We start from the raw sequence: 20,081 nt of genomic DNA on the forward strand, positions 1-20,081 counted from the left end.
TTAAAGGTTTTTTTCAGGCTTACAGGTTCTTCTACAAAAAATTAAAAGGCCCCCATACCAAAAAGTGGGGGCCTTCTAATTTTATCTAATGTCCGGGGCGCGCTATCGCGCTTCCGGGATAAAAAGCCCTTTGCTTCCGCGAGGGGCTTTTTATTTACCGGATCAGCAACGCGGTTCCTTTTTGAAAGACGGGTTTCCCCGAGTCATGATCGACGTATTGGAGGAACCAGACGTAGGCGCCTGCCGGCTGCCTGTCGCCGTGAAAGGTCCCATCCCACTTCTGCTGCCAGTCATGTGATTCGAAGACCATTAACCCGAAACGGTTAAAGACTTTAAAGGTCAGATTGTCGGCTTTGTAGGCATTCAGCGGGTAGAGATAATCATTCAATCCGTCGCCGTTGGGAGTGAAGGCATTGGGAACCGCGATATAACAGCTGCGGAGAACATCGATCGATTGTACGGCCGTATCATAGCAGCCGATAGCATTGCCGACTATCAGCGTAACGGTATAGACCGTCTCGATCCCCGTCAGCGGATAAAGATGCGACGGCGGTGTCGCGCCGCTAAAGCCGGAACCGTCGCCAAAGTCCCAGGTGAATGAGTTCAGGTCGCCGGTGCTTTTGTTGAGATAACCGGCCTCATCCTTCGGGCAGAGAATATTGGGAACTTCCAATCCTGCCTTGATCGCATTTCCCAGCAGGGGTGAAAAATTCAAAGTATCCGAACAATAGCCGTTGGAAACAGTCAGCTGGACGTTCTTGGTCCCGAAAACGGAGTAGATCCGGGGTGGCGGATTCTCAAGGCGGCTGGTGTCAGTGCCGTCGAAGATCCACTGCCATTGATTGACCCCGTCGGCATCGGGATACTGGTATATTATGGTATCCGCCCTGCACCCCAGCAGGATCTGATCGGTCATCAGCTTCGCCGACACGGTGTCGCCCGTGGTGAAGGGAAGGCTGCCCGGAGGGCTTAGGAAGCCGCATTCGTCGACCAGCGTGTTACCGTCGCTGCCGGGGGCCAGGAAAATGCGATAACTGCCGGCTTTCACGAGGGGCGCTGAAAGTTTGACCATCACGCGGTAGGTCCTGTTGCCGGTATCGCACTGGCCATAGGCGCCGATGACCGTCACCGGTGTGCTGCCCTGCACGGTAAAATCGGACCCGTCGCTTGCGATCGTCGAGCATTCGATCTCCTTCTTGAACACCAGTTGCAGGACATCGGGGGCGCAGCCGACGGGGGCGATGCTGTCCATCGGTGTCGGTCCGGGCGGGACCATATGAAAGATGGCGGTCTGACCTACAGGCACCGGCGTCCCGCAGATATCGAGTAGCGTATTGCCATCCGTTCCGCTACGGGTGGTGATCGAATAGTCGCCGGGGGACAGGGGGCCGTTTGTGACGACGACGAGTGTGTCGAGGGCAAAGCCCGCACAGTTGACGGCATAGGCGCCGACGATCTTCACGCCTGCCGGCAACGGCGAAAGGACGAAATCGCTGCCGTCTGCGGCCAGTGTAGAACACGCCATCTCTTTGTTCAACGCGATCCTAATGCGGGAGCCGTCGCAGATCGGGCTGGCCGAACTCATCGCCGGTGGCGTCGTGTCCGTGATGCTGGCGGTGCCTCCACTGAAAGACAGCTTGTAGCCGCTTTGATCGCTTCCGCTAAAGTGGCTGACCATAAGCAGGTATTGATGCCCCTGGATCAGGGTGGGCATTTTGCTGAAGATCGGCGGATTGGTGATGCGACCGTTGATTCTCGACGATGCGCATTCGTAAAGGGCGTTCGCCGAAGCCGATGTGCCGGTATTTCCCGTCAGACCCGACCAGTTGGAGGCCACGACCTGGGCGGCGTTGGAGAAGACTGCATCGGGGGACTGGCCGGTGACGTCGAACAACTCCCAATCGTAGTCATCGTCATGGTTATTGGGGTTGATAAGAAAACCAAGGGTACCCGCGGTAAAGCAGGTGAACTTGTACCAATATGGGTTTAAATCAAAATAAGTGACCCCATCGCCACTACAGGTTGGTGCCGGCACCACCCCGTTCGAGCACGGTGGGACGCTGGACTGACTAAAGACACTGCTGCCGCAAACGGGGAAGGCGGTGGCGGGTGTCTGACCGAGAGCCGTGCAAGCCTGCGCCCTACCCTCCTTTGCGGGTGCAAGAAGGCCTGCTAAAATTAAAGCAACGATAAGCAGTCGATTTGTGCGCATGGGTGCCCGGCGTTATTCAGAAGACGAGGTTATCGGTCCGACGGTTGTCTACCCGGTCCCTTTGGCCCCTGAAACAGCAAAAATTCGTCCATTTTTGGCATTTTCCCCCTATTTTTGCCGTCCCTTAAGCCATCCGCAATAATATTAACGATTGCCGTGATGAAAAGGCTGTTTAAGGTCTACAACTTATGGACAAATTGATTTACGTAGTTCCCATCCTTGGCGCCATCGGCCTCCTTTTCACATTTGTCAAGTACTCGTGGGTGTCGAAGCAGGATCCCGGCAATCCCCGGATGCAGGAGATCAGTGCCCACATCGCGGAGGGCGCGATGGCCTTCCTGAAAGCAGAATGGAAGATCCTTTCCTACTTCGTCATCATAGCGGCCATTCTTCTGGCCCTGATGGGAACGACCAATCCCAATTCGCACTGGGCCATTGCCGTTGCCTTCGTGATCGGCGCAGTCCTCAGCGCCACCGCAGGTTATATCGGAATGCGCAGCGCTACCAAGGCCAATGTTCGTACCGCGCACGCAGCCCGCACGAGTCTCAGCCAGGCATTGAAGGTATCCTTCAACGGCGGGTCCGCCATGGGTTTTGGTGTCGCCGGTCTTGCCGTTCTCGGCCTGGGCGGACTCTTTATCATACTAAAAGCCATCTTCGCACCGGAGGCCGGCGTCAACTCGGAAGAAATGAAACGCACGATCGAAGTGCTGACGGGTTTTTCACTGGGCGCCGAATCGATCGCGCTCTTCGCCCGTGTCGGCGGTGGCATCTATACCAAAGCGGCCGATGTCGGCGCCGACCTTGTCGGTAAGGTCGAGGCAGGCATCCCCGAGGATGACCCGCGTAATCCTGCGACGATCGCCGATAACGTCGGCGACAACGTCGGCGATGTTGCCGGGATGGGCGCCGATCTCTTCGGCAGCTATGTAGCCACCGTGCTTGCAACGATGGTATTGGGCCAGGAGACGGTTGCCGACGATAATTTCGGCGGCATGTCCCCCATCCTGCTCCCCATGCTGATCGCGGGCATCGGGATCATCTTCAGCATCATCGGCACGCTGTTCGTACGGATCGGTGAAAATGCCGGCGTCAACACCCATACCGTTCAGAAGGCTCTCAATATGGGCAACTGGGGTTCGATCATCCTGACGGCTCTCGCCTGTATCGGGTTGGTCTATTATATCCTTCCCGAAACGATGACCCTTCGCGGCACCGAGTTCACCAAATGGGGCGTGCTGGGCGCCATCGGCGTCGGTCTGCTGGTCGGTACGCTGATGAGCATCATCACAGAATATTATACGGCGATGGGTAAGCCCCCCGTGCTGAGCATCATCCGTCAGTCGGCCACCGGCCATGCCACCAACGTTATCGGCGGTCTGGCGATGGGGATGCAGTCCACCTTCCTGCCGATCCTCGTGTTGGCGGGTGGCATCTGGGGTTCCTTTGCCTGCGCCGGTCTCTATGGCGTGGCGATCGCTGCCGCCGGGATGATGGCCACTACGGCCATGCAGTTGGCCATCGACGCCTTTGGGCCCATCGCGGACAATGCCGGCGGAATCGCGGAAATGAGCGAACTGCCCAAGGAAGTCCGGGAAAAGACCGACGTCCTCGATGCCGTGGGAAATACGACGGCAGCTACAGGTAAAGGTTTTGCTATCGCTTCCGCGGCCCTCACCGCCCTGGCCCTTTTCGCCGCCTTTGTTGGCGTAGCCGGTATCCAGGGTATCGATATCTATAAGGCAAAAGTGCTGGCAAGCCTCTTCGTTGGCGGCATGATCCCCTTTATTTTTTCTTCGCTGGCGATCCAGGCCGTTGGCCAGGCCGCCATGGCGATGGTGGAGGAGGTAAGACGGCAGTTCAGAACCATTCCCGGCATCATGGAGGGAACCGGCAAACCTGAATATGATAAGTGTGTGGCCATCTCCACCCAGGCTTCGATCAAGAAGATGATCCTGCCCGGAGCCATTGCCATCCTTTTCCCGCTGATCATCGGGTTCCTGCTGGGCCCCGAAGCGCTTGGCGGATTCCTGGCCGGCGCCACCGTCAGCGGCGTATTGATGGGCATCTTCCAGAACAATGCCGGCGGCGCCTGGGACAATGCCAAGAAATCCTTCGAGAAAGGCGTCGAGATCAATGGGGAAATCCACTATAAGAAATCCGATCCGCACAAGGCTTCCGTCACCGGGGACACCGTCGGCGATCCCTTCAAGGATACTTCCGGTCCTTCGATGAATATCCTGATCAAGCTGATGTCCATCGTTTCGCTGGTCATCGCCCCAACGCTCGCCACCCTTTTTCACACCCGCGATGAGGGAGCCGCTATGCGCAAGACGCCCAGGATGGAGAAGACGGTCGTGATCGCACCGGCGCCTCGAACAAGCGTTAATCTCCGTTAACAAAAAAAACTAAAAGATTTTTTAGTAAAATCGGAGCAACCGATTATCTTTACAATCTGACACTAATCAGATCCAAATACCGAAGTCGCCGTGTTTCTACACGGGGGCTTTTTTTTTGGAAAAAACCTAAACCAGTCTTATGCTTGCCACCCCGGGACCAACCCTTGCGTTCGTCGTTGCGATGCTTACCGCCACGGTTATCGGCTGCTCGCCCAAAGCCGGCTCATCGGTAACCGACAATTCCTTACCTCCTTTGACCGAAGACAAACCAGTCCTTGTCCTGGACGCGAACCGGACCTTACCGGATGGATGCCGAAAGATCGGCAACCTCACGGCCGATGCGGGCGGTGCCGAATGCCACTATAGCACAGTGATCGCCAACGCCCAGACCCAGGCCCGGAAAATGGGCGGAAATATCCTGAAGATCACCCGGTACTGGGAACCGGCCATGGGAAACCCCTGCTACAAGATCAGGGCGGATGTCCTTTTCTCGGCCGACGCCGACCAGCTGGCAGCGGCGGATCAGGCCCGGAAGGACTCCCTTCATCGGGCTAAATTCGGCGACCACCCCAATTACGCTATTTTATATGCCTACCGGCCAAGCGGCGTGGGACCGCTTATCGGCTACAACCTCCACCTCGGGGACTCCGTTATCTGCCGGATGAAGAATAACAGCAAGTATGAGATCCGGCTTTATAAAGAAGGGCCGACAACCCTTTGGGCCAGCAAGGAAAGTAAGTCTTCCATTCCGCTGACCGTGAAATTCGGCGAAGAATACTATTTAAAATGCGTGCTTCTAATGGGTGCCTTTGTGGGCGAACCACGGCTCGGGCTGATCGCCAAAGGCCCGGGTGAGACGACCTACGAGTCGATAAAATAATTTAACGAGTTATTTACGAAATATATCGTAATTTGAATTCCAAATATTCCAACATGTCGACGAAGACAATAAAACCCACGGAAAGTGAGCTCGAGATCCTGCAGGTTCTTTGGGAAAAGGACAAGGCAAGCGTTCGGGAAGTGCACGAAGAACTGCTCAAGAACAAAGAAGCAGGCTATACGACCACGCTCAAGCTGATGCAGATCATGTATGAAAAGGGCCTGGTCAGCCGGGATGACACTTTCAAGACCCATATTTACAAGGCGTCTGTCAGCAAGGAAAAGACCCAGCAGCACCTGCTCGGGAAGATGATCAACAGCCTTTTCGGTGGTAGTTCCACGGAGCTGGTGCTCCAGGCCCTCGGCAACCATAAGGCCTCCGCGGCCGAGCTGGAAGAGATCCAACAGCTGTTGAATAATCTGAAAAAACAATAAACATGCATCTGTTGACCCAATCCGCCTTACTGCAAGCGCTGGGCTGGACGCTGGTGAATAGTCTTTGGCAAATGGCATTGCTCTGGTTTTGCTATTTAGGACTGACCCGGCTGTTCCACTCTGCGCCTTCGCATTTCCGGCATGGCCTCGCCCTGACCCTGTTGGGCTTTGGCGCATTGGGATCGATAGTCACGTTTACCGGCGCCTATTTTTTTGATGCCGCCGGCTGGGGAGTCGGCCAACACAGCGGCTGGGACCTGCTTTCTTCCGGCGCCTGGGGAACCGGCAACCGGCTGATGGCCGCGGTGCTTCCCTGGTGTTCCGCCCTTTACCTCCTCATCCTGGCCCTATTACTTGTCCGTTATTCGCATCAATACATCTATTCCTGGCGCCTCAGCTGCAGGGGCCTGACAAAGGTCCCGGCAGAGTTCCGGGTCTTCGTAGCTTCCACCCGCAGGCTGATGGGCATCCGGCGGGAGGTAAAGGCCTGGCTTTCCACCCGGGTGGACGTGCCGGTGACCCTGGGCCACCTGAAGCCCATCATCCTGCTGCCCGCAGCCATGATCGCTCATCTGACCACTGAGCAGGTGGAAGCCATCCTCGTCCACGAGCTGGCGCATATTCGAAGGAGAGATTACCTTGTAAATCTGCTTGTTACCATCGTCGAACTCATCTTTTTCTTTAATCCTTTCAGCCGATTGCTGATCCGGCAATTACAGAAAGAACGGGAACATTCCTGCGACGATGAGGTCCTGCAGTTCCGGTATGAACCGCACGCCTATGTCTCCGCCCTGCTTTCCCTGGCCCGGCAACACCGGCAGGGCCGGTTGGCGCTGGCGGCAACGGGCGGCGACGACCAGCTGCTCCTCCAGCGCGCCCGGAAGATCCTGCAGCAAAAACGCACGGACCGCCGGCCTGGCGCCCGGCCATTCGTCTTGTTGTTCTTGACGGCGGCCATCACCATCCTGAGTCTTTCGGCTCCAACCCGGCAACAACCGCTGGCGGTCCGGCGGCCACAAACGGCCGCACCTTTACAAGGGGAGCTGGCCTTTAACCCGATCATCATTAATAAGATCGGTGCGCCGGTGGTGGCGCCCAGCGTTTCGCACCCGAAGTCAAAGGCCGGGGACCATCCTTCCGCGAACCGAACCCGGCATCAAGAGGCCTCTCAGGATGAGGGTGATGAGAACACCCTGGCCTCCGTAGCAAGCGCGGACGCTCCTCAGGCGGCTGGGGTCTTTACCCAACCGGCAACGCTGACAATCATCGCCGCTCCCACCGCAAAGCGGGATAACTCCCTCGGAAAGGGGGAGACCGGCGGGGATGACGAGGACAATGAAACGGCAACCGATCTTCCCCCGATGGACAATCTCGTCTTCGTACCCAATTCAAGCTTTTCTTTTAAAATCATCGATACCCTCCGCCCGGAGGATAAACTCACCTGGATCGAGGAGTCTACCGAAAAGGAGATCCGCGGCCAGGTGATGCGGTTGCAAAGTGACCTCAAAGCCCAGCTTGCGTTATTGCGCAGCCAGGAGGCCCAGGCCAGAAGCATGGCCAACGCCTCTCAGCTGGAGCTGAAAAAGCTACTCAACCAACAGATCCAGATCCAGCAGATGTATCTCAAAAAGCTGGATGAGCTACACAACCGGATCAGGAAGACCCGGCGCCTCACGACTGTATATATCTAATCGCATTCTTTCCTTCGCAAAACACCAGGTCGAGGATCGATAAACCCGGCAGAAAACCCGTGCGCTCTTCGAACACCTGGTGGTACCGGGGCGCCTCGTTCCCCCAGCTTTCCCTGTTTTTCGGTAGCCATTTCCCCCGCTGATCAACCCCTTCATCCGGGCGGTAGTCCGTTTTATATTCCGTAGTTCCGCTGACCGTACGGGGCATCCCCAGCACCCGCAATACCCAATCCAGGCATTCCCGGTTCCAGTCCAACAGGTACCCGAACGGCCTCCGGTACAACTCCTCCAGTCCGTCCCGGTAGTACGAGAACCAGGGCGACCGGTTGTAACAGGAGACGATCGTCTTCCAGTGGTTGGCCTGCCAGGGCAACGAATCTGCAATTCTGACATCGCGTATAAGGGCCTTCTGATCCCTTCCATTGACCAGCGGAATGCTAAGGTCGATCACCCCTTCGGCTCCTGCGATCTGGCATCTATTGCGAAAACTCAATTTCTGATAGCTTTCGCATTGCTCAATAATGATATTTGAGATTTTATACGAACTTTTAAAGAAGATAACAGGTGGAAAATATTGACTTTCAGATATTAAGTTCATTTTCTTGTTTCAATTATAACAATTTTGTTCTAATTTCCATATTGGCGATCTTTGATTTGAAACCAGCCGGCAGATACCTATAAATTAATTGGAGTTTATGTTCATTAATATATTTAAAAACAATCAATTGCATTTAATTTATAAATACTATTCATAGTAGCAAGCCAAAATTGGGCTTTTTCGTATGTTCCACGGGCGAAAAGCCAAATTGCTTAGCAGCCGAAAAATGACCTCAATAAAAATACGAAACAAACATCAACAGAATGGGAGTGAAGGAAGCCGACTTCCGGCACCCACCACCCTACCCCATTCCTACACCTGGGCCGGACGAACATTCCGACATTCTGTCACTAAAAAAATCAAAGGTTGCTGTAACGTCGGACGATCCCGCCGAGTCCAAGAAGAAAACCAACCAGCATGTTGAAGAAGTCTTTCACCGTCGCGATCCGCAGTCTGTGGCGAAACAAAGCCATTTCGGCCATCCATGTTTTAGGTCTTGCCCTGGGCATCGCCACCTGTCTGCTGATCGTTCTTTTCATCCGGCATGAGTGGAGCTATGACCGGTACAATGTACAGGCGGACCGCATCGTCCGGGTGACCTTCGGCGGGCATATGAACGGTCACGATATAAAAGAGGCGAATGTGATGCCGCCGGTCGCCGCGACGATGAAAAAGGATTTTCCCGAGGTACTGGAAGCGACGCGGCTGAAGGCGGTGGGAGTCCACCGGATCAGCTATGGGACCAAAAGCTTTCGGGAAGACGCCCTGGCCTTTGTCGACTCCAATTTCTTCCGGGTGTTTACCCTGCCGCTGATCAAAGGTGATTTGAAGACGGTGCTGGCGCAACCCTATACGATTGTGATCACCCGGGCCATGGCCCTGAAGTATTTTGGCGACGAAAACCCGATAGGCAAGGTCCTCGACTTTACCGACGACCATCACACCCTCACGGTGACCGGTGTTATCGATGCCGTTCCGGAAGCCTCCCATTTTCATTTCGATTGCTTTGCATCGATGGCCAGCCTCCCGGAATCGAAGGAACCGACCTGGATGAGTTCCGGTTATTACACCTACCTGCTGCTGCCCGAAGGTTATGACCCCAAGAGGCTGCAGGCCAAGTTGCCGGGGATGGTCGAGAAATACATCGGCCCCCAGCTGCAGAAAGGCATGGGGGTCAGCCTGGCCCAGTTCAGGGCAGGCGGCAACGAGATCGGGTTTACCCTCCAGCCGCTGACCGATATCCATCTGCACAGCGACCTGACGGGCGACCTCTCAGCGCCCGGGGATATCCGGTATGTATATATTTTGGGGGCGGTGGCGGTGTTCATGCTGCTCATCGCTTGTATCAATTTTATGAACTTGAGTACTGCCGGGGCGACGAAAAGGGCCAAGGAGGTCGGTATCCGCAAAGTGCTGGGTTCGCTTCGCGGGCAGCTCGTGGGCCAATTCCTGGTCGAGTCCCTGTTGCTGACCGCCGTGGCGATGATCATCGGGCTGGCCCTGGTCGGGCTGAGCCTGCCCGCCTTCAGCCGGCTGGCCGGTCATGATCTCTCATTGGGGTGGACGGCCCTCCCCTGGTTATTGCCCGTCCTCGTTCTTTTCACCTTGCTGACCGGTCTGCTGGCAGGCGCCTACCCCGCCTTCTTCCTTTCCGCCTTCCGGCCCGTTGCGGTATTAAAAGGACTGTTCAAGGCAGGGAAGGGCAGCGCCGGCCTGCGAAGCAGCCTGGTGGTTTTCCAGTTCTTTATCTCCATCAGCCTGATGATCGGTACAGCGGTCGTCTACCGGCAGCTTTCCTATATCCAGCATAAGAAGCTGGGATACGACCGGGACCAGGTGGTGATCGTACCCGATATGTGGGCCCTGGGAGATGGACAGCCTTTTTACCGGCAGCAGCTGGCGAAGGATCCCCGGATCGCCAGCGTTGCCGCCTCCGGTTATCTGCCGGCAGGGAACTCCTACGGCAACAATTTCCTGGTCTATGCCGATAATCATAGCGACAAATTCGCCAATACCCTGCGCTACCAGGTGGACGAGCAATATATCCCGACCCTGGGGATGGAGATGAAGGCAGGCCGGAATTTTTCCAAAGCGTTCGGAGCCGACAGCACCGCCATCATCATCAACGAGACGGCCGCACAAAATTTTGGGTGGGGAGATAACGCCATCGGTCACTCCGTCACCGAGCCAAACCGGGACCGCCCGGCGACCACCTATCATGTCATCGGAGTGGTGAAGGATTTCCATTTCCGGAGTCTGCGGGAGATGATCACCCCACTGGTCATGACCCTGGGGGGAACGGAGGGGTCGTCCCTGATCATCCGGACGAAGACAAAGGATGTCGCCGACCTTCTGACCAGCCTGCGAAAGCAGTGGACCGATCAAAAGGCCCGCATCCCCTTTTCCTATAGTTTTTTGGACCAGCGTTTCCAGGATACCTACCAGGCTGAAATGAATATCGGGCGCATCCTCGGCATCTTTGCCGGGCTCACCATCTTTGTCGCCTGTCTCGGTCTTTTTGGCCTGGCCACCTTCACCGCCGAGCAACGGACCAGGGAGATCGGCATCCGGAAGGTGCTTGGCGCCAACATCGCCGGCATAGTAGCCCTGTTGTCCAGGGATTTTTTGCGCCTGGTCGTGCTCGCCTTCGGGATCGCTGCCCCGCTTGCCTGGTGGATGATGAATAAATGGTTGCAGGATTTCGCCTATCGCGCCACGATCGGCTGGTGGATATTTGCGCTGGCGGCGATGCTGGCCCTGATGATCACCCTGGCGACGGTGGGTTTTCGGGCGATCCGGGCGGCCCGCGCCAACCCGATCAACAGTTTGCGTAGCGAATAAAAAATAAACCCACCCCCTTCGGGGGTGGGTTTTTAGCTTAGCCTTTCTGATTACTCTGCCAGTTTATATTCTTGATTCCGTAGATCTTCCAGTTTCCGTTTGCCATAGGTCAGCCGGGCGATGACCACGAACAATACCGGTACGACAAAGATTGCCAGCGAGGTAGCAGCGAACATTCCACCGAGCACCGTCCAGCCGATGGTATTCCGCGCAACCGAGGAAGCGCCCGTAGCCAGCGCCAGGGGCAGTACCCCGAGCAGGAAGGCGATGGAGGTCATCAGGATCGGGCGAAGCCGCAGCCGCACCGCGTCCAGCGTCGCGGGGATGACGCCCATGCCGCGATCGACGCGTTCCTTCGCAAATTCGACGATCAGGATGGCGTTCTTCGCGGACAGACCGATGAGGGTGATCAGACCGATCTGCGCATAGACGTTATTGGTCAGCCGGGGGATCAGGGTCAGGGTCAGGATAGCGCCAAAGACGCCGATCGGCACGGCCAGCAGGACAGAGAAGGGCACCGCCCAACTTTCATACAGCGCTGCGAGGAAGAGGAAGACGAAGACGATGGAAAGCGCAAAAATGTACGTTGAACTGTTCCCCGACTTGATCTCCTGCAAGCTGAGACCCGACCAGTCATAGCCGTAGCCTTCCGGCAGCACCTTGGCGGCCACCCGCTGCAGGGCCTCGATGGCCTGGCCGCTGGAGAATCCCGCTTTGGCGCCCCCGTCGACCTCGGCGCTGCGATAAATATTGAAGTGCGAGATCAACGGTGCACTTTCGGTGACCTGCAGAGAGGCGATCGTACTGAGCGGGATCATCTGGCCGCTATTGTTCTTCACATAATATTTGTCGAGGTTATGGATATCGTTACGATAATTGGTATCCGCCTGCGCGACGACATAGAAGTTGCGGCCATAGATGGTCAGCTGATTGATATAGGTGCTGCCCATATAAGCCTGCATCGTATTGTATACATCGTCCAGCCGCAGGCCGAGCTTCTTGGCCTTTTCGCGGTCGATGTTCACCGTGTAGCCGGGGGTATGGGCGCCGAAGAAGGTGAAGGCCTGGCCGATCTCGGGTTGTTTGTTCGCCTCGGCGACGAACTGGTTCACGACGCGCTCGAAGGTCTTGATATCATCGTTGGATTGCCGCTGTTCGATCTGGATGCTGAAACCGCCGGCATTACCCAAACCAGGGATGGCCGGGGGCGGGATCACAACGACGCGGGCCTCCTTGATCTTGGAGAAGCGTTTTTGCATCTCCGCGACGATGCCGTAGAGCTGTTCTGACTTCTTTTTCCTTTGGTCCCAGGGTTTGAACTGAACGAAGATACTACCGGCATTGGACTTGGAACCAAAGGTCAGGATGTTCAAGCCACCGAGAGCGGCGGTATGCGCAACACCGGGGACCGATTGCGCCATATGCTGGATACTGTCCAGCACCGCGATGGCGCGGGTGGTGCTGCCGGCCTCGGGGATCTCGAAGGAGATATAGACCCGGCCGTCATCCTCGGTGGGGATGAAACCCGTCGGCTTGCTGCGGAACAGGAAATAATCCCCTACGCAGATACAGGCCAGCAGGACGATCACCAGCGGGGCACGCTTGATCCAGCCATTAACGCCGTTGGCATAGTGCTGGCTGAACCGGTCGAACCATTGGTTGAACCGGAAGAAAAGTTTGTTGATCCCTTTCGCTTCCTTACCGACATGATGTTCCTTGAGCAGCAACATGCAAAGCGCGGGGGTCAGTGACAAGGCCACAAAGGCCGAGATCAGCACCGAGATGGCGATGGTAATGGCGAACTGCTGGTACAGCCGGCCGACGATCCCGGGAATGAAGCCCACGGGCACGAACACGGCAGCCAGGATCAGCGCGATGGCGATGACAGGACCCGAGATGTCCGAGATAGCGCGGGCCGTCGCTTCTTTCGGCGACAGATGCTCCGTATCGATATAATGCTGTACCGCCTCGACCACTACAATGGCGTCATCCACGACGATACCAATGGCCAGCACAAAGCCGAACATCGTCAGGGTATTGATCGTGAAACCGAGGGGGATGAAGAAGATAAAGGTGCCAATGATGGCCACGGGGATCGCCAGGACCGGGATCAGCGTGGACCGCCAGTTCTGGAGGAAGAGGAAAACCACAAGGGTCACGAGACCAAGCGCGATAAAGAGGGTGTCGACCACATCGGAAATGGACACCTTCACGACGGACACCGACTCGAAGGGAACCACGTAGTTGAGGTCGGCAGGAAAATATTTCTTGGCATCCGCGAGGGCCTTGTACACACCTTCCGCCGTAGCCAGGGCGTTGCTACCAGGAGCCTGGTAGACAAGGAGGTAGGAAGCGCGGTTGCCATCCACAAAGGAGTTGGCTGCATAGCTCACCTTTCCCAGTTGGATCCGGGCGACGTCTTTCAGATAGACGAGCGAATTATCCCCGGCCTTTGCGCGGACGATGATATCGCCGAACTGTTGTTCCGTCGTAAGCCGGCTGTTGGTGAATACCGTAAACTCGAAGGCCTGGGTGTTGTTTTGCGGCGGCGCACCCGTGGACCCGGCGGCTACCTGCAGGTTCTGCTCATTGACCGCGTTGATCACGTCGTTGGCAGTGAGCCCCAACTGCGCCAGCTTATCGGTCTTCAACCAGACGCGCATACTGAAATTATCGGCACGGCTGAACACGTCCCCCACCCCGGGTGTACGCAGGAGGATGTCGCGGAGATAGATATTGGCATAGTTGTCCATGAAGGGAATGCTATGCGAATGATTTGGCGAATAAACGGCCACCAGCATGAGGATCGCAGGGTTCCTTTTCAGGGTGGTGATCCCAAGTTTCTGTACCTGTTGCGGTAAGGTGGGAGTCGCGATGCCCACGCGGTTTTGGATATCCAGCGCGACGATGTTCGGGTCGGCCCCGATATTGAGGGTAGCGGTGATCTGCGAGTTGCCGTTGTTGGCGCTGTTGCTCTGCATATAGGCGATCCCCGGCACACCGTTCACCTGGGTCTCGATCGCCGTAGTGGTCGTCTGCTCGACCGTTTGTGCGTCGGCGCCGACGAAGTTGCTGGTGATCTGTACGGTTGGCGGAGTAATATCCGGATATTGGCTAACGGGCATGTTCAGGATGGCCAGGCCTCCCACCAGCAGGATCACCAGTGAGATAACGATGGCCGTTACCGGTCGCCTGAGAAATACGTTTGAACTCTTCATTCCAAGTTATTTTTGAGTTAGTTCCTCTCTTGTCTTACTTGCCTGCGCTGCCCGCGGGCGCTTTTGGCGCACCAATGGCCACGGCACTGCTGTCGCGAAGCTTCTGCACCCCGTTGATCACCACCTGCTCACCGGCCTTGAGCCCGCTCCGGATGACGATCTTATCAGCGATCTTGGTGCCCAGCGTAACCTTGTGCTGCAGCGCGTGGCCATTTTCGACGACGAACACAAAGCTTTCTCCCAGCTGATCGATGACGGCCTTGTAGGGTATCAGCAGGCTGCTGTCGCCGGCATCGTGTTTCACCCGGACATTAGTGGTCAGCCCGGCCTTCAGCTCGTTCTTCGGATTGGGAAAAGTGATCCGCGCCTTCAGGGTCCCGGTGGTGGGATCGACCGACCTGTCTAGTAAATACAGCGTGCCGGGATAACCGTAGATCGAGCCGTCGGGCAGCACGGCGGTGAAAAGAGAATCCTTTGCCTTTTGCGAGAAGTAATGGGTGAATTTGGGGATCTCCGCCTGGTCGATGGCGATGTCGACGGCCATGGGGTCATCGGTGCTCACCGAGTTGAGCAGGGTCTGTGGATAGACCGACGTACCGACCTTGACCTGCGAGATGCCGATGGTTCCGTTGAAGGGAGCATAGATGACCGAGTATTTGAGATTGGTCTCCACGCTGGCGACGTTGGCCTGTGCGGCTTCCACCTGCCGCTTGGCAGACTCCAGGTCGGCGCGCTGATGATCCAGCGTCTGCTTGGCGATGGCGTCCTGCTTGGCGAGGTCCTCGTAGCGGTCGGCATCCTGTTGCGACTTGGCCAGGTTAGCCCTGGCGACGTTCAATTGCGCGATGGCCGATTCGACGGCGGCCTTATATTGCTGCTGATCGATCTCATATAGCTTCATCCCCTTCTTCACTTCCTGCCCGTCCTTGAAGTAGATGCCGATGATATTGCCGGCAACCTGCGGCTTGATATCCACCTGGTTCAGCGGGGTGGCCGTGCCGGGATAAGAATCGTAGTAGGTGGCATTGCCTGCCATTACAGTGTAGACGTCCACCGGGGTAGGCGGGGGCGCCTGCGGTCCTGCAGGCTTGCTGTCACCGCAGGAAGCAAGGCTCAACGAAAGGACGACCGACATAAAAAAACCACTCCATTGCGTGCTATTTCTCATATAAAAAGGAGATTTATCCGTTATTGCATTAATAGGTTATTGTTCCAAGTGCCTTTTGTACATCCAGCTTGCTGCTCAGGGCCTGGTAGAGCGCATCGCTGTAATTGGATTCGGCAGTGCGCAGATCCGTTTCGGCGGTGATCAGCTCGAGATAGGCCTTCACGCCCGACCGGTATTGCAGATCGATGGTATTGAAGACGTCCCGGGCCAGATCGCGATTCTCTCTCAACACATAATAGTTATTCAGATTGCTTTTATAGACGGCCAGGGCCTGCGCATACTGCGTGCTTATCGTGGTCTGCAAATTGATGATATCCCAGTCGATCCGGGTCAGTTGCAACTCCGCGATGCGGATATTCTGCTGGCGCTTGGTGCCCTGGAAGATCGGAAAGGCTACCTGCAACCCGGCGTAGGAGTTGGGAAAATTATTGTTGTACAGCGGGCCAAAGCGGCTGTTCAGATAATTCAGATTGTATCCAGCCCCCGCCGTCACCGTTGGAATATAAGCCCATTTCTGATATTTGACATCGGCCTGTTGCAGGCGCTTTTCGGTCATCAGCTGCTGGTATTCGATGCGCTTGCTATAGTCCAGCGTTTGCAGGGTGTCGATGAAAACCTCGGACTCCATCCGGGCGCTGTCATAGACCAGGCGGATCGAATCGGCGCCCGTATATCCCATCAGCTGCTTCAGCACCTGGTACTTCGCCTTCAACGCTTCTTCATTTGTCCTCAGCTCGGCCTTGCTGTTGTTCAGGGTGATGGTGGCGCGTTTGTAGTCCGTCTTATCGACCAGGCCGCCGCGATATTGATTGTAGGCGTCCTTATAATTCCGTTCCAACCGCACGATATCGTCATTGAGCACATCGATCTGTTTCTTTGTCAGAAGGACATCATAGAAGGCCTTGCTGACGTTGACCGTTACGTCGATCTTGTCGCTGACGGTCTGCTGCCGGATGTTGGTCATAACATCCCCTTTCGTCTTCAGCGCGATGAGTACATCGCGGGTAAAGATGTTCTGCGTCAGCGCCAATCCAACTGTGGAAGTGTTATACGTACCGCTGTGAACCGTCGCACCGTTGAATGCCACTGAAGGCAGCTGGAAGTTGTTCTGATAATTCGCATTCAGATTGAGCTGGGGATACCAGTCGGCCAGCTTGCTTTTGATTTGCCGATCGGTGATCTGCTCATCCAGCAACGCCTGTTGGACCAGCGGATAGTGTTTCAACGCATATTGTACGCAGGCCTCCAGGGTTGCGCTGCCCAGGGTGTCCTGCTGAGGCTTCTGAGCGCTTGTGACAAGTACCAATAAACTAAATCCACTGCCGATGAATAATCTCTTCATATATATGGATGCTAAGGTGATCTGATCTCCCGTTGGATGGCAAAAATCGTTAGTTTCTTTGGGATGCCTCCGGCCGCTGATACAAATACCCCGGCAAAGACATCAAAAAATGCATTCGGGGCAAGTATTTTTTTAAGGGCCCAAAGTTAAACAAACGTTTGAATTAAACAAACGTTTAATCAAATCTTAACCCCACATCTATGTAACTTATTGATTATCTTTAGGCTCTAATTCTTTAATCCAATGTCGATCCATACCATTCTCGGCGCCGGCGGCGCCATCGCCGATCTCCTTGCGCGAGAACTGATTGCCCGCGGAATCCCCGTCCGGTTGGTCTCCCGTCATCCGGTTCAAAGGCCCGGTGCAACGGTCGTTGCAGCCGATATCAGCGACCGGGAACAGGCCTTGCGGGCCATTGACGGTTCGGCCATCGTCTACAACTGCATTGGGTTGAAATACGATTATGCGGTCTGGCGGCAACAATGGCCAAGGATCATGGACAACCAGATCGAGGCCTGTGGGGCGTCTGGCGCAAAGCTGATGTTCTTCGACAATGTTTACATGTACGGACGGGTCGACGGAGCTATGACGGAGGATACGCCCTATGATCCTTCCAGCCGCAAAGGCGATCTGCGGGCCCGCATCGCGACGCAGCTGATGAGCGAGGTGAGAAAGGGCAATATCACGGCCACCATCGCCCGGGCGGCCGATTTCTATGGTCCGGGCACCGCAAAGACAAGCGTGCCCGATATCCTCGTCTTCCAGAAGCTTCTAAAAGGCGAGCCCGCGCAATGGTTGGTCAATCCCGGAGTGCGGCATTCCTACACTTATACGCCCGACGCGGCGAAGGCGATGGTCCTGCTCGGGCTGGACGACAACTCGTGGAACCAGGTCTGGCATTTACCGACGGCAGCACCGGCACTCACCGGAGCGGAATTTATCAAAAGGGTGGCCGCCGAACTGGGCAGGGAACCGCGTTTCAAGGTATTGCCCGGGTGGATGATACGGATGGGCGGGATTTTTGACCGGACGACAAAAGAGCTATTCGAAATGCTTTATCAATATCGATTCGAGTATTGGTTCGATTCTTCCAAATTTGAAAAGGCCTATAACTTCCGGCCTACTTCTTACGAAGAAGGAATAAAAGCGACAGCTCTCGCGCACCTCAACCGTGTTTCCGATAGTAAGCCCGGTTGAGATTGATCTTCGTCATCGGGGCCACGACCGGCGGCTGCTTTTCGACCAGGGTCTCGCTGGAAAGATTCACCGGTCTTCTTTCATGGCCCGGCCTTTTTCGCCATAGGCCCGCATCATCTCCGGGAAGTTCATCTTCTTAAGCAAAGAATCGACGATATGCGCGATGCGGCGGGTTCGTGTTCCTTCGGTCTTTGCCGACTTGACCCAATTGCCATACCAATTCTGATGGGATTTGGGAAGCGCGCGGAAGACTTTTTGCGCTTCAGGTTCGTCGGCAAGGCATTCGACCAATTCCTTTGGCGGAACGATCTCTTTCTTGTCTATTTCCAGCTGCACTTCGAGGCTATCCCCCGCCTGTTTGCGAATGGCCTTGCGGATCGCAGCCTTCAGGGCGAGGATAAAATCCCCCTCTCCCATCGGGATCAGGGCCATGCCGGCAATGGCGTAATCATCCAGCTTTCCCTTTACGCGAAAGGACTTCTTGTTGTCCGGTTTGAGCTGCTGGGCCAGCTTTGCGGGGATCCTGATATACGACCAGCCGGTCTTCTCCCCCATCCTCACGGTGAACTGTAATATTTTGGTCTTGAACCTGATCATTTAGAAAAATCGTTTTTCCCCCGAGATCTCCCGATAGGGCTTGCTGAAGAAATCGTCCACGGTCTTGTTGAACAATTCGGAATAGGCTACCGGGGTGCTGTGACCGCTGTTGGGCAGGATCCAAAGATAGGAATGCGGGATATTCTCCGCGATGGTCAGCGTATGGAGGGGTTTGATGACGTCGTGGTCGCCGCCGATGACCAGGCTCGGGCATTGGATGGCATGAAGATCGGCAGTGGAGATATGGGGCTGATCGCAAAGCAGGCGCATCAACTTGAAACTTTGCCGTTCCTGTGGCGTCATATCGGCGAATTTCTTCGTTTTCAACTTTGCATATTCGGGGCGAACCATGTCCCAAATCTCCTGCGGAACGGCCGTGGTGTCCGGTTGCAGGTTCGCACCTGTGACAGCCAGCTTCTTCACTTTTTCGGGATGGCGCATCGCCAGCAGCAAGCCATCGATGCCGCCGTCGCTCCAGCCGATGACAAAGGCCGAATCGACGTGCAGTTGGTCCAGCAGGGCGGCCAGGTCGTCGGCCATCATCTCGTAGGATAGCGAGTCTCCGGGATCGGCAGACCGGCCCTGGGCGCGGCTGTCGGCGACGATCACCTTGTATTTTTTCGAAAAGTAGGGGATGTTCATGTTGAAATTGCTGATCGATCCGCCATTACCGTGGATGATCAGGACGGGCTGGCCTTCACCGTAGGTCTCGCAATACATTTTAAACCCGCGAAGAGTATAGTAGTTGCCGGCGGCCTTATTGCTGCCGTAAGGGAGAGTTTGGGCGAAGCTAGTTACGGCTGCCAGCAGGCAGCCTGCGAGGAGTAGGTGTTTCATTCTTCAATATACACAAAAAAGCCCCGCGGTGGCGGGGCTTTCTGTTCAAACCTTTTCTTATCTGACGCCGGCCCTTCGGGCAGCCGGTTTCCAGCCCATTAGGCTCGTTTCCTTTTTTGTTTCAGTGCTTCTTCGATCCCCTTGCGAAGATTTTCGAAGGTTGGTTTCCCGGTAAAGGGAACTCCGTTGATAAAGAAGGCCGGTACGTCCCGTACCCCTTTGTTGAGTCCTTCCAGCAGATCGCTGCGAACCTGCCATCCATAGGTCGAGTTGACCAGGTGATCCAGGAATTTCTTGTTCACGACGCCACAGTCCTTCGCATATTCCCGGAGGCTGATCGCTCCCAGGCGCCGGCGGTGTTCAAAAAGCGCATTGTGCATCTCCCAGAACTTTCCTTCCTGTGCCGCTCCCAGCGACGCCTCAGCCGCCTTCATGGCGTGCTGATGGATCTTGGTCAGCGGAAAATGCCGGAAATTGAACCTCAACTTCCCTTCATACATCTCTAAAAGCTTCCCCACTACCTCGTTGACCTTTGCACAGGCCTCACTTTCATAATCCCCGTATTCCATGAGGGTTACGGGTGCTTTCGGATCTCCTACGAAAACATCCTTCGTAGGGATAATATCGGCTACGTCTTTTGCTTTCATCATTGTATATAACACGGATC

14 protein-coding genes are annotated in these 20,081 nt (G+C 55.6%); 6 read left to right on the forward strand and 8 right to left on the reverse strand.

The features are described from left to right. Positions 1-154: 154 nt before the first annotated feature. On the reverse strand, positions 155-2,212 hold the full coding sequence (locus tag VHE34_RS15405) for a gliding motility-associated C-terminal domain-containing protein (protein ID WP_325589475.1): 2,058 nt from the start codon (positions 2,210-2,212) through the stop codon (positions 155-157). Between the two features lie 188 nt (positions 2,213-2,400). Here VHE34_RS15405 and VHE34_RS15410 point away from each other — a divergent pair, with 188 nt between their 5' ends. The 4 genes from VHE34_RS15410 to VHE34_RS15425 all read left to right on the forward strand — a co-directional run bounded on the left by VHE34_RS15410 (position 2,401) and on the right by VHE34_RS15425 (position 7,616). Next, positions 2,401-4,611: a sodium-translocating pyrophosphatase gene (locus VHE34_RS15410; protein ID WP_325589477.1), complete on the forward strand. Its 2,211-nt coding sequence runs from the start codon at positions 2,401-2,403 to the stop codon at positions 4,609-4,611. Positions 4,612-4,750: 139 nt separating this feature from the next. Further along, the gene (locus tag VHE34_RS15415; protein WP_325589479.1) at positions 4,751-5,491 is read left to right on the forward strand and encodes a hypothetical protein; all 741 of its coding nucleotides are present in this window, start codon (positions 4,751-4,753) and stop codon (positions 5,489-5,491) included. A gap of 53 nt (positions 5,492-5,544) precedes the next feature. Continuing rightward, positions 5,545-5,925, forward strand: a complete 381-nt coding sequence (locus VHE34_RS15420; protein WP_325589481.1) for a BlaI/MecI/CopY family transcriptional regulator — start codon at positions 5,545-5,547, stop codon at positions 5,923-5,925. Between the two features lie 2 nt (positions 5,926-5,927). After that, a complete protein-coding gene (locus tag VHE34_RS15425; RefSeq protein ID WP_325589483.1) occupies positions 5,928-7,616 on the forward strand; it encodes a M56 family metallopeptidase in 1,689 nt (562 codons plus the stop codon). Here VHE34_RS15425 and VHE34_RS15430 read toward each other — a convergent pair. Then, positions 7,597-8,214 (reverse strand): WbqC family protein, encoded by a 618-nt coding sequence (locus VHE34_RS15430; RefSeq protein ID WP_325589485.1) that lies wholly within the window; start codon positions 8,212-8,214, stop codon positions 7,597-7,599. The genes VHE34_RS15425 and VHE34_RS15430 overlap by 20 nt on opposite strands. A 417-nt stretch (positions 8,215-8,631) precedes the next feature. On the opposite strand from VHE34_RS15430, the gene VHE34_RS15435 reads away from it, so the two are divergent. Then, positions 8,632-11,055 (forward strand): ABC transporter permease, encoded by a 2,424-nt coding sequence (locus tag VHE34_RS15435; RefSeq protein ID WP_325589487.1) that lies wholly within the window; start codon positions 8,632-8,634, stop codon positions 11,053-11,055. A gap of 50 nt (positions 11,056-11,105) precedes the next feature. Here VHE34_RS15435 and VHE34_RS15440 read toward each other — a convergent pair whose 3' ends face one another. Genes VHE34_RS15440 through VHE34_RS15450 form a run of 3 tightly spaced genes read right to left on the reverse strand, consistent with a single transcriptional unit; the run spans position 11,106 to position 16,783 of the window. Further along, positions 11,106-14,273: an efflux RND transporter permease subunit gene (locus tag VHE34_RS15440; protein ID WP_325589489.1), complete on the reverse strand. Its 3,168-nt coding sequence runs from the start codon at positions 14,271-14,273 to the stop codon at positions 11,106-11,108. 34 nt (positions 14,274-14,307) lie between these two features. Next, entirely contained in the window at positions 14,308-15,441 is a 1,134-nt protein-coding gene (locus tag VHE34_RS15445; protein WP_325589491.1) for an efflux RND transporter periplasmic adaptor subunit, read from the reverse strand. A 28-nt stretch (positions 15,442-15,469) separates the two neighbouring features. Next, on the reverse strand, positions 15,470-16,783 hold the full coding sequence (locus tag VHE34_RS15450; protein WP_325589493.1) for a TolC family protein: 1,314 nt from the start codon (positions 16,781-16,783) through the stop codon (positions 15,470-15,472). Positions 16,784-17,026: 243 nt separating this feature from the next. Between VHE34_RS15450 and VHE34_RS15455 the strand changes: the two genes are divergently transcribed. Continuing rightward, complete coding sequence (locus tag VHE34_RS15455) at positions 17,027-17,980, forward strand: NAD-dependent epimerase/dehydratase family protein (RefSeq protein ID WP_325589495.1); 954 nt, start codon at positions 17,027-17,029, stop codon at positions 17,978-17,980. 66 nt (positions 17,981-18,046) lie between these two features. On the opposite strand, the gene VHE34_RS15460 is transcribed toward VHE34_RS15455, so the two are convergent. The 3 genes from VHE34_RS15460 to VHE34_RS15470 form a co-directional block, all read right to left on the reverse strand. Then, positions 18,047-18,577 carry a YdeI/OmpD-associated family protein gene (locus VHE34_RS15460; protein WP_325589497.1) on the reverse strand — a complete coding sequence of 177 codons (531 nt, stop codon included), beginning with the start codon at positions 18,575-18,577 and terminating at the stop codon, positions 18,047-18,049. Further along, positions 18,578-19,414, reverse strand: coding sequence for an alpha/beta hydrolase (locus tag VHE34_RS15465; RefSeq protein WP_325589499.1), 837 nt, complete (start codon positions 19,412-19,414; stop codon positions 18,578-18,580). 98 nt (positions 19,415-19,512) lie between these two features. Next, entirely contained in the window at positions 19,513-20,064 is a 552-nt protein-coding gene (locus VHE34_RS15470) for a DsbA family protein (RefSeq protein WP_325589501.1), read from the reverse strand. Positions 20,065-20,081: the final 17 nt, after the last annotated feature.

Origin of the sequence: Puia sp., from assembly GCF_035546395.1 — a bacterium.
GTDB lineage: Bacteria > Bacteroidota > Bacteroidia > Chitinophagales > Chitinophagaceae > Puia.